This is a genomic window from Kribbella albertanoniae (genome assembly GCF_004348455.1).
Lineage (GTDB): Bacteria > Actinomycetota > Actinomycetes > Propionibacteriales > Kribbellaceae > Kribbella > Kribbella albertanoniae.
Genome location: NZ_SMKA01000085.1, coordinates 17897 through 28926 on the forward strand (window position 1 = coordinate 17897; position 11030 = coordinate 28926).

Sequence of the window (11030 nt, forward strand, 5' to 3'; positions counted from 1 at the left end):
ACGGGGGTCTGGGATGGGTCGGCTACGCCTGGGGATCGCTCTGCTGCTCGTCGCCGGATTCGGTCTGGTGCCCACGGCAACGGCCCAGGCGGAGACGATCCGGGCCTTCGGCAAGGTTTTCGGTACCCAGACCAACGGCGCGATTCGGATCACCGGCAACGCGCTGGAGACCTGCGACACTGCGGTCACCGCCTGTAAGTCCGCGCTGGCCGGCAGCAGTTCAGGGGCCTCGAACAACGGATGGGAGATGCGTCTGCTCGATGCGGACGCGGACGGCGGGACGAAGTCGTCGTCGGCGGCAACGGTCAGCGTGCCCGACGGCGCGAAGGTCATCTACGCCGGACTGTTCTGGGGAGCGTCCCGGGCTGCAGGCAATGGCGGTACGGCGAGCTCTGGTGACGGTAAGACGATCAAGCTCAAGGTGCCGGGGGCAACGACGTACGAGACGCTGACGGCCGGACGCACCGACTATCTGAGCGCGCAGACCCAGGACTACTCGTCGTACCTCGATGTCACCGAGGCGGTGCAGCAGGCCGGCAGCGGCGAGTACTGGGGTGCAGATGTTGCCGCAGGCACCGGATCGGACCGGTACGCCGGTTGGAGCCTCGTGATCGCCTATGAGGACGCGGACGAGCCGCTGCGCGACCTGACCGTCTTCAACGGCTACGCGCGGGTGACCACCGGTGATGTGATCAAGACCAGCATCTCCGGCTTCCTGGCCCCGCCGAGCGGCGCGGTGAACGCCCGCTTCGGCAGCGTGACGTACGAAGGCGACGCCGGGATCAGCGGTGACTACTTCGCGGTCAACGGCACCCGCCTCGCGGATGCGCAGAGTCCGTCGGCCAACTTCTTCAGCAGCCGGGTCACCGATGCCGGCGCCAACCTCACCGACCGCAAGCCGGCCGCGCTGAACAACCTCGGCCTCGACGCGAAGGTGGTGGATGCCGCCGGCATCCTCGCGAACAGCGCTGCGAGCGCGGAGCTCACCTTCGCCAGCACCGGCGATTTCTACTACCCAGCCGCGCTGACCACCCAGATCGACCTCTACGCCCCAGCGATCAAGGGCACCAAGACTGTACGCAACCTGGCCGGCAACGACCCGGCGAAGATCGGCGACACCCTCGAATACACGCTCAGCTACGGCAACACCGGTGACGACGATGCGTTGAAAGCCACAGCTCGCGACATCCTTCCGCCGAACACGACGTACGTCCCGGGCTCGCTCAACGTATCGCTGGGCGCCGTGGCCGGGGCGAAGACCGACCAGCCCGGTGACGACCAGGCCGAGTACGACGCAGCCTCGCGAACCGTCCGTTTCCGAGTCGGCACGGGTGCAGACGCAACTACCGGTGGTCGGCTGAAGAAGAACCAGAGCACCACGGTCCACTTCCGCGTCACCCTCGACGACGCCGCGGCCGGGACGACGGTGGTGAACACCGGCTACCTCGATTACATCGCCGAGACCCTCAACAAGCCGTACACCTACCGCACCGACGACGTCCGCACTCCGGTGGCCGCCTCGGCCGATCTCGAGCTCGCCAAGACCGGTACGCCGGATCCGGTGCCGGCCGGCGCCGATCTCACCTACACGATCGTTGCCAAGAACAACGGTCCGAGTACGGCGAAGGATGTTGCGGTCACCGACACTCTGCCCGGCGGTGTCGAGTTGGTCTCGGCCAAGCCGGCCCAAGGCACCTGCAGTGGCACGCTGGCCTGCACGCTCGGCGATATCCCTTCCGGATCGAGTGTCGCGATCACCGTCGTGGTGAAGGTCCCGGAAGCCAGTACGGCGACCAGTCTGACGAACGTCGCCACCGGGACCAGCTCGACCAGCGACCCGAATCCGAACAACAACACGGCCTCGGTCACCACCCCGGTGATCCGGGCCGCCGACCTCTCGATCGACAAGGTGGTTGTCCCGTCCAACCCGGCCGCCGGCGAGAAGGTCAAGTACACGCTGACCGTGAAGAACAACGGCCCGTCCGAGGCCCAGCAGGTCCGGGTGGCTGATTCGCTCCCGGCCGGTCTGACGATCATCGACGCCCAGGCCCCCGCCCCTGCAGGGTGTTCGGCGGCCGGTCAAGAGATCACCTGCCTCGTCGACACCCTGGCCAGCAAGGCCACGCTGGTCATACAGGTCACGGCCACCCTCGATTCGGCGTACCAGGGTGGCCCGCTGACCAACAGCGCGGCCGTCTCCAGTGCGACTCCGGATCCGGACACGTCCAACAACACCGGTACGGCGACCATCACGCCAGGTGATCCGAAGGCCGACCTGGTGGTCGGCAAGCAGACCGTCACGAACCCGGTGGTCCCGGGTAGGCAGGTCACCTACCAGATCACCGTGCGCAACGACGGTCCGTCCGATGCTCGTGCGGTGCAGGTGGCCGATGACCTTCCGGCCGCATTGAGTGACGCAACCGCCGACTCGACGGCTGGCTCCTGCACGGTGTCGTCCGCCGCGCTTCGCTGCGCGCTGGGTGACCTCGGGGCTGGTTCGACCGCAACTATCACGGTTACTGCCAAGGTGTCCGCGACGGCCACCGGCACGCTGACCAACAGTGCGACTGCAACCAGTGCGACGCCTGACCCGGAGAAGACCAACAACACCGGCCGCACGACTGACACCCTGAGCGCGAGTGCGGACCTGGTGATCGTCAAGACCGCGCAGCCCGCACCGGTCCTGGCCGGACAACCTGTCACGTACACGCTGACGATCACCAACAACGGCCCGTCCGCCGCACAGTCGGTCACGGTCACAGACCCCGTTCCGGCGCCGCTGAAGTACACCTCGGCCACCACGTCACAGGGCTCGTGCGAGCAGGCCGACGGCACAGTCACCTGCGCGATCGGAACAGTTGCCCCAGGCGACAAAGTCACGGTGAAGGTAGTCGCGAACGTTCCCTCCGGCGCGCCGCCGAACGAGTTCGCCAACACAGCGAAGGTTGCATCGCCGACCCCGGATCCTGTTGCAGACAACAACACTGCGACGTACATGCTGCTCACCGGAGCCCAGGCGAACATCACGCTGACCAAGTCCGTCAGCCCCGATCCGGTCGTCGCTGGTCAAGCGATCACCTACAAGCTGACCGTCGGGAACGCCGGCCCGTCCGACGCGCAGACCGTGACGCTGGACGACGACGTACCGGCCGCGGTGACCGGAGTGAACGCCTCCGCGACCGGTGGCGCGACCTGCAAGGTGAGTGACGGCCGAGTGACCTGCGAGCTGGCGACGCTGGTTGCTGGAGGCAACTTCGTCGTCACAGTCACGGGCACGCTCGCTCCGGCGACTGCTCCGGGTGCGCTGACCAACACGGCCTCGGCCGGTGCGAAGACGCCGGAGGATCCGACCGACTCCGACAACACCGCGACCAGTACGACGACCGTCCAGGCGCAGGCGGATCTCTCGATCACCAAGTCCGCTCCCTCGACCGTTGTCGCGGGCAACGAACTGATCTACACGCTGACGGTTCGCAATGCCGGACCGTCCGACGCGGTCGGTGCCGTCGTCACCGACACGCTCCCAGCCGGTACGACGTACGTCCGCGGAACAAGCTCAGCCGGCGACTGCCTCCAGGATCCGTCGGTCTCGGAGCCGGTCGTGATTTGCCCGGCCGGTCGGCTCAAGCCCGGTGGTGAACTTGTCATCACGGTGGTGACCAACGTCGACCCGGCCCTCGCGCCGGGCAAGTTGACCAATGCCGCGACCGTGAGTTCACAGACGCCCGATCCGAACGACTCCAACAACCGCGGCACGGCCGACACCGTGGTCACGGCCTCGGCCAACCTGTCGATCACCAAGTCGATGAAGCCGTCGCCACTGGTCGCCGGTGGCGAGGGCCTCTACGCCCTGACCGTGCACAACAACGGTCCCTCGAGTGCGCAGGCCGTTACTGTGACAGACACCCTGCCGACCGGCCTATCGGTGCTGGAGGCAACTAGTGCCGATGGCAACTGCACCACGGCGGTGAGCTGCACGCTCGGGGCGATGGGACCGGGCGCCGAGGCGGTCGTGCAGATCCGGGTCAAGGTCGATTCAGGTCGGACCGGGTCGATCACGAACGCGGCCAGTGTCACCAGTACGACGCCGGATCCGGAGCCCAAGGACAACACCAGCACGATCACCACCGAGGTCGATCAGTCCGCCGATCTCGCGGTCATCAAGGCCAGTGACGAGAAGTCTGCGACCGCCGGTGGGGGCGTGACGTATCGCCTCACCGTCGTGAACAACGGCCCGTCGGATGCGTCAGGGGTCGTGCTGGCGGACACGCTGCCGACCGGGCTCACCCTGATCAAGGTCGAGCCTTCGTGCAAGATCAGTGGGCCGAAGATCGAGTGCGCGCTGGGCTCGCTGGTCGCGGGGAAGTCGACAACGGTCGTTGTCACCGCTGCTCTCGACTCCGGCTACACCGGTGCGACGGTTGCGAACACTGCCACGGTGAAATCGCCAGTGCCCGATCCCGATGACACCAACAACAGTTCGACGGTCACGATCCCGGTTGGTACCAGCGCAGACCTGCAGGTGACAAAGCAGTCCGAGCCGGGGACCGCCACGCCGGGCAGCACCTTCGATTACGCGATCGTGGTCACCAACGCCGGCCCATCGGTCGCACGTTCGGTGCTGGTGACCGACACGATCCCGGCCGGTCTGATCATAGTGTCGGCGGGAATGCCGTGCCAGGTCGACGGATCCACGGTCCGCTGCGCGCTGGGCGACGTACCGATCGGGCAGGTGCTGCTCTCGATTCGGGTGAAGCTGGCTGCGGGGTATGACGGCGCGACGGTGACGAACACCGCGACCGCCACGTCACCGACCCTCGATCCGGACAAGGACAACAACACCGCGACCAGCGTTTCGCCGGTGGCCGCCCAGGCGGATCTGGCCATCACCAAGACGATGTCCCCGGCCAACCCGGTCGCGGGTCAGCAGGTGACGTACACGCTGACCGTGAAGAACAACGGCTCGTCCGATGCGCGCAAGGTCGTGATCACCGACGAGCTGCCGCGCGGTTTCACCAAGGTGTCCGCGACCGGCCCGTGCGTCGTGCTGCCGCCGACGGCGCTGGGTGCGCCGGATGCTCCCGAGGCCGGGACGGTTGAGTGCGGTACGGCGGTGCTCGCCGAGGGCGCGACGATCACGGTGATGATCCGGGCGACCGTCGTACCGGGGTTCAGTGGGGAGCTGGCGAACGTGGCGCGGGTGGGGTCGGCCACGCCGGATCCGGTGAGCGCCAACAACGAGGCGAAGGTCGTCGGGCGTCCTGGGCGGTCGGCGAACCTCGAGGTATTCAAGACGGCGTCCAGCCCGAGTGTGGTTGCGGGCGGTTCGTTGCGCTACCGGATCGCGGTGCACAACGCCGGTCCGTCGGTTGCGCTGAAGGTGTCGGTGAGCGATGAGCTGGCCGCCGGGCTGCGGTTGTGGGCGAAGCCGACGTGGTGCCAGGCAGTCGGGCAGCTGGTCACCTGTGCGATCGAGCGGATCGATCCCGGCACGACCGCGGAGATCCTGCTCGATGTGGTGGTGGATCCGAAGTCCGGGAGCAAGTCGGTGGCGAACACGGCGACCGCGACGTCGGTGACGCCCGATCCGGATCCGCGGGACAACACCAGCTCGGTGACCGTCACAGTGAATCCCAAGCCCGCTGGTCAGCTGCCGGACACCGGTAGTCCGTTCGGGTTCTGGGCGGTCGCGATGGCGTTCATCCTGCTGGCGGCCGGGACTGTGCTGATCGTGGTCAGCCGGCGAGCCGATCGACACAGTCGCTGAAGGCGAGGCGCTCGGTGCGGCTCGCGCCGAGCGCCACGATGAACTGATCGAGCCGATCCGGCCGCGGTACCCGGCCACCTCGCAGCCAGCTCTGCAGGGTGGCCCGCGGGATCCCCGTGAGCCGCTCCAGCGAGCGGAGTGATCGCGGCCGGGTCAGCGCGGTGAGCGCCGCGCCGAGGTCCTCCGGGGTCGCGGCCGCGCGCACCAGCTCGCTGACGTCCTGGGGGTCGCCGGCGGCCGCCTCCCAGTGCCGCCGCCAGATCGGCAGGAGCTCAGCCGGTACGTCGCATCCGCTCAGGAACGCGACTGTCACCGGCCAGCTCGGTAGCTGCTTCCCGCTGGTTGCGCGGACCAGATGGGCGTGCGAGTAGTGGGCCTGATCGGCCAGCTCGCGATAGCTGAGACCGGCATCCTGACGGACGCGCTGCAGAGCGCCGGTGAACGCTTCCAGCTCCATGGCAACCTCCTCGTGATCAAACATAAGTCAACATGAACGAACAATTCAAGTGACGTCGGACCCGTAAGATGAGGCCATGTCTGTCGCGCGTGTGGCTGCCCTGGTCCACTACCCCGTGAAGGGGCTGTCCGGCGTGCCGGTCGAGCAGGCCGAGATCGGGCCGAGCGGAGTCGCCGGTGACCGCACTTTCATGCTGGTCGACAGCGAGGGCGTGTTCCTCAGCCAGCGGTCGGTGCCCGCGATGGCTGCGCTGCGGGCCGAGCTCGTAGGTGACAGCCTGCGATTGTCCGCGTTGGGTGCCCCGGACCTCGACGTACCGATCCAGTACGACGGGAAGCGGCGCGACGTCAGCCTGTTCGCCCGGTGGTTCGGGCAGGGCGTGGTCCAGGCCGCGGCGGCGGACGAGTGGTTCTCCGCGCGGCTCGACCGGCCGGTGGGCCTCGTTCGGGTGACGCCGGAGCACGAGCGGCCGGGCTGGGGTGTGCATCGCGGTGAGACCGGCTTCGGCGACGCGCATGCGCTGCTCGTGACCTCGCTCTCGTCGCTCGACGGGCTGAACGAGCGGATCGCGAGCCGCGGCGGCGAGGCGATCCCGATGAACCGCTTCCGGCCGAACGTCGTGGTCTCCGGCTGGTCCGAGCCGCACACCGAGGATCGAGTACTGCGGATGTCGGTCGGCGCGGTCGAGATCGGGTACTCGGCGCGCGCGATCCGGTGTGCGGTGCCGACGGTCGACCAGGCCACCGGGCAGAAGTCCGGGCCGGAGCCGACCCGGACTCTGGCCACCTATCGGCGGGAGCCGGCGTACGGCGGTGGGGTCAGCTTCGGAATGAAGGCGGCCGTGCTGACCGGCGGGACGGTCACGGTCGGTGATGAGATCTTGGTACACGACTGGATCCCGGCCGGGACGGATCCGGCGCCCGCCACCCGGTAGCGTCCGGAGCTGTGCACCGGCTCCTACTGTTGCTGTTGGCCCCGATCTCGTTGCTAGCGGCCCCTAGCTCGCCGCCGGCGCCGAGCGTGCCGTCGTACGAGGTTGAGCTGACCGGTACGCCGGACGGCCGGACCTGGTCGGGGCGGGAGACGATCAGCTTCACGAACACGGCGGCGGAGTCGCTGCCGGAGGTCTATGTGCGGCTGTGGGGTAACTCGCGGGGGTGTGGCTCGGTGGTGGTCACGGGTGGCACCGCCATGCGTGATTGCACGGTGGTCAAGTTTCCGCTGAAGGAGCGGCTGGAACCGGGGAAGCGGGCCTCGATCAGCTTCGACGTGAAGCTGACCGCGCCGGATCGCGAGGATCGGTTCGGGCGTTCGGGGGAGTTCAGCTTCTTCGGGAACGCGCTTCCGGTGCTGGCGGTCCGGGATGCGGCCGGCTGGCATCTCGAGCGTGATGTGGGGATCGGGGAGAGCTTCTACACGGTCGCGGCCGACTTCGCCGTACGGCTCATGCATACCGGGAATCTCGCCGTACCGTCGACCGGGGTATTGAGCGACGGTGTTGCAATCGCTAGGCAGGTAAGGGATTTCGCCTGGGCTGCTGGTCCGTTCCGGACTACGTCGATCACGTCGCCGGGTGGTGTGACGGTGCGGACGTGGGCGACGCCGACGGTGACGGCGGATGCGGTTTCGTCGGCTCGGGCTGATGCTGCTGCGGCGCTGGACGAGTTCGGTCGGCGGTTCGGGGCCTATCCGGATCATGAGCTCGATCTGGTGCTGAACGATCGGTGGACGGCGTTCAGTGGGATGGAGTACCCCGGGTTCGTGTTGCTGATCTCACCGAAGAGTCCGGTCGTTCACGAGGTGGCTCATCAGTGGTGGTACGGGATTGTCGGCAACAACGAATATGCCGATCCCTGGCTGGACGAGTCGTTCGCGACGTACGCCACCGATGTCTTCGAGGGTAATCATCGCGCCGGGTGCTGGCCGGGGACGTTGCCCGTGGCAATCACTCGGGACATGGGCTATTGGGGTGCGCACGATACGTCGTACGGGACCTTTGTCTACACCTACGGTTCCTGCATGCTGCACGAGCTGGAACGCCTGATCGGTACGCCGGCGATGGAGCGCCTGCTGGCGACCTACGCGAAGACCCATTGGCACGGGGTGGTCACCCCGGCCGCTTTCAAGGCCGCCGCGCAGGCCGCCAGTTCAGTCGACCTCGCTCCGTTCTGGCGCGATCACGGCATCGGCTAACAGGTGACGGCCGCCCGGCCCGTGACGGCCTGGTAGGTGCAGAAGTCGATGACCCTGTTCAGCGAGTTCTGCAGGCGAGCGGTGTCGCCGGTGTTGTTCCAGATGTAGTTGCCCGAACCCCAGTACAGGTGGTTCGCGCTGTTGCGGCCCTTGCCGGTGTGCACCAGGACCGTAGTGCGGGCCTTCAGGACGAAGGTCGGCGGGAAGAAGTAGACGTGGCTGGCGGCATCGCGGATCCGGTAGCCCTTCAGGCTGAGCGGACGCGTGGTGTTGTTGCGGATGCTGATGTACTCGAGGTTGATGTGTGCGTTGGTCCTGGTGTCCTTACCGGCCGGGTCGTACTGGATCCCGGCGATCAGGAACTGCGGTGCCGCCGCCTCGGCCGGAGCGACCAGAGTTGCGGAGGCGAAGACCGCCGCCGCGATCCCGGCAGTCGCCTTGGCCATGGGCATGCTGAAACGTCGCGTGAACAAGGAAGTTCCCCTCAGGCAATGGGCCAGATTCCCCCCGGCCCTGATGATGCCGGTTCCCCGGCCCTGGTGACCTTAGGAGTGACGCTCCGTGTTCGTCAAGGGCTCAACGAACCTCGGTGGCCACCCCGTGCTCGAGGAGCTGCAGACGGTCGGTGAGACCGGCCGCGGCGAAGGCCTGCGCGAACTGGTCCGGGCCTTCGGTGAAGTGCGCCCAGCCCTCGGTATGGACCGGGATGATCGTCGCCGGCGCGAGCAGATGGGCGGCCTCGACGGCTTCCGCGGAGGTCAGCGTGAGGTTCGCGCCATCGAGCAGCGCGGTCCGCGCGCCACCGGCGAAGAGCACGGCGATGCCGAACGGCGCGAAGCGGTCGGCGATCTGCTTGACCAGGTCGACCGACGCGTTGTCGCCGGACACATAGACGGTTGGCAGGCCGGGGCTTTGCAGGACGAAGCCGGTGACGACACCCAGTACGGCGTCCGCGCCTTCCGGTCCGTGCAGCGCCGGTACGGCGGTCACTGTGACGCCGCCTTCAAGCTCGATCGACTCCCAGTTCGCCAGGCCCTGGACACCGGGGATCCGGGTGCCCGCACCCGGGGTCGACAGCACGGTCGGGATCGACGGCAGCAGGGCACGCCCGGACTCGTCGAGGTTGTCGAAGTGCTCGTCGTGCGACAGCAGTACGACGTCGACCGGGCCGAGGTCGGCCGCTGGGATCGCCGGGCCGGTCAACTTGGTCATCACCCGGCCGCCCGGCATCTGGTACTCGCGCGGCGGGTCGAAGGCAGGGTCGGTCAGGAAGGTCAGGCCGCCGTACGTGAACAGCGCGGTCGGCCCACCGATATGCGTGATCTTCATGTCCTCGATCCTCCTTCGCGGCGGTCAGTCTCACCATTGGCCCGAGAGCCATAGTTCCTGAAGATCGGGCCATATACTCGGGTCATGCGCAGCGTCGCCGTACTGGCCTTTGATGGGATGAGCCCGTTCCACCTGTCCGTGCCGTGCCTGGTCCTCGGTGATCCTTGGGGTGGCGGCCGGTACGACGTCCGCGTGTGTGCTGAGGAGCCGGGGTCGCTGCGGACCAATGCCGGGTTCGGGATCACGGTCGAGCACGGGTTGTCGGTGATGGAGACGGCCGATGTGGTGATCCTGCCGAGCTGGGAGCCGTCGCGGACGCCGTCCCCGGTGCTCTTGACCGCGATCCGGCAGGCGCATGCACGTGGGGCTGTGGTGCTTGGGCTGTGCATCGGCGCGTACCTGGTCGCCGCGAGCGGGATCGCGGACGGCCGTGAGGTGGTGACGCACTGGCGCTGGGCGGCGGACCTGCAAGCCCGGCACCCCGACCTCGCCGTACGGGCTGATGTGCTCTGGTCGGACCTCGGCGACGTGATGACCTCGGCCGGTACGGCGTCGTCGCTCGACTGCTGCCTGCACCTGGTGCGCACGCAGTACGGCGTGGAGGCGGCCGAGGCGCGCGCCCGCGACCTCGTGATCGCGCCCCACCGGAGTGGGTCGCAGGCGCAGTACATCCCGGTCCCGGTCCCGCCCGACCCCGGCGACGACGTGATCGAGAAGGCCATGGTGTGGGCGCGCGCCCGGCTCGATCAGCCGGTATCCCTCGACGAATGGGCAGCCGCGGTCGCGCTGTCCCGCCGTACGTTCACCCGTCAGTTCCGGGCCCGGACCGGTAGCTCAGGGCAAGCGTGGCTCCTGCAGCAACGGCTGGACCGCGCCCGCCTGCTCCTGGAAACCACGGACCACCCGGTCGAACGCGTAGCCACCGCCAGCGGCTTCGGCAGTAGCGCTGCCCTCCGCCACCACTTCCACGCGGTCCTGGGCACCACGCCCCAACGGCACCGCCAGGACTTCGCCCCGGTCTAAAGCAGCCAGAACAACGTGTAGATCGCCGGCGCCGCGAACGTCACCAGCAGGATCCACGCCATCATCCGATGCCACGGCTTCCCCCGATCCAGCCCCGAGGCGAACGACAACACCGCCCCCTCCTCGGTATGCCGGCTCAACCCCATCCGCTTGGCCTCCTCCGGCCGCCGATCAGGTCGCTCGTCCGCCAGCGCATCCGGCGGAATCCCGAAATGCGCCGGCCGCTCCGGATCCAGGTCCCCACGTTCACGTTCCCCGAAC

Annotated in this window: 8 protein-coding genes; 4 read left to right on the forward strand and 4 right to left on the reverse strand. The window is 67.9% G+C overall.

Annotated elements, in window-relative coordinates; all coding sequences use genetic code 11:
* The first annotated feature begins 13 nt into the window (after positions 1-13).
* Positions 14-5767 carry a DUF7927 domain-containing protein gene (locus E1261_RS19570; RefSeq protein WP_132408415.1) on the forward strand — a complete coding sequence of 1918 codons (5754 nt, stop codon included), beginning with the start codon at positions 14-16 and terminating at the stop codon, positions 5765-5767.
* Here the strand turns inward: E1261_RS19570 and E1261_RS19575 are convergent.
* Positions 5736-6224, reverse strand: coding sequence for a helix-turn-helix domain-containing protein (locus tag E1261_RS19575; protein ID WP_165952567.1), 489 nt, complete (start codon positions 6222-6224; stop codon positions 5736-5738). The genes E1261_RS19570 and E1261_RS19575 overlap by 32 nt on opposite strands.
* A gap of 76 nt (positions 6225-6300) precedes the next feature.
* On the opposite strand from E1261_RS19575, the gene E1261_RS19580 reads away from it, so the two are divergent.
* A complete protein-coding gene (locus tag E1261_RS19580) occupies positions 6301-7158 on the forward strand; it encodes an MOSC domain-containing protein (RefSeq protein ID WP_202874851.1) in 858 nt (285 codons plus the stop codon).
* 11 nt (positions 7159-7169) lie between these two features.
* Positions 7170-8417 carry a M1 family metallopeptidase gene (locus E1261_RS19585; RefSeq protein WP_132408419.1) on the forward strand — a complete coding sequence of 416 codons (1248 nt, stop codon included), beginning with the start codon at positions 7170-7172 and terminating at the stop codon, positions 8415-8417.
* Here the strand turns inward: E1261_RS19585 and E1261_RS19590 are convergent.
* Together E1261_RS19590 and E1261_RS19595 are read right to left on the reverse strand one after the other, a co-directional pair.
* A complete protein-coding gene (locus tag E1261_RS19590) occupies positions 8414-8863 on the reverse strand; it encodes a lamin tail domain-containing protein (protein ID WP_165952568.1) in 450 nt (149 codons plus the stop codon). The genes E1261_RS19585 and E1261_RS19590 overlap by 4 nt on opposite strands.
* 130 nt (positions 8864-8993) lie before the next feature.
* Positions 8994-9746 carry an MBL fold metallo-hydrolase gene (locus E1261_RS19595; RefSeq protein ID WP_132408423.1) on the reverse strand — a complete coding sequence of 251 codons (753 nt, stop codon included), beginning with the start codon at positions 9744-9746 and terminating at the stop codon, positions 8994-8996.
* Positions 9747-9830: 84 nt separating this feature from the next.
* Here E1261_RS19595 and E1261_RS19600 point away from each other — a divergent pair, with 84 nt between their 5' ends.
* Complete coding sequence (locus tag E1261_RS19600) at positions 9831-10769, forward strand: GlxA family transcriptional regulator (protein WP_132408425.1); 939 nt, start codon at positions 9831-9833, stop codon at positions 10767-10769.
* Here the strand turns inward: E1261_RS19600 and E1261_RS19605 are convergent.
* Positions 10766-11030: hypothetical protein (locus E1261_RS19605; protein WP_338033937.1), on the reverse strand; the 265-nt coding region annotated here is incomplete at its 5' end. The genes E1261_RS19600 and E1261_RS19605 overlap by 4 nt on opposite strands.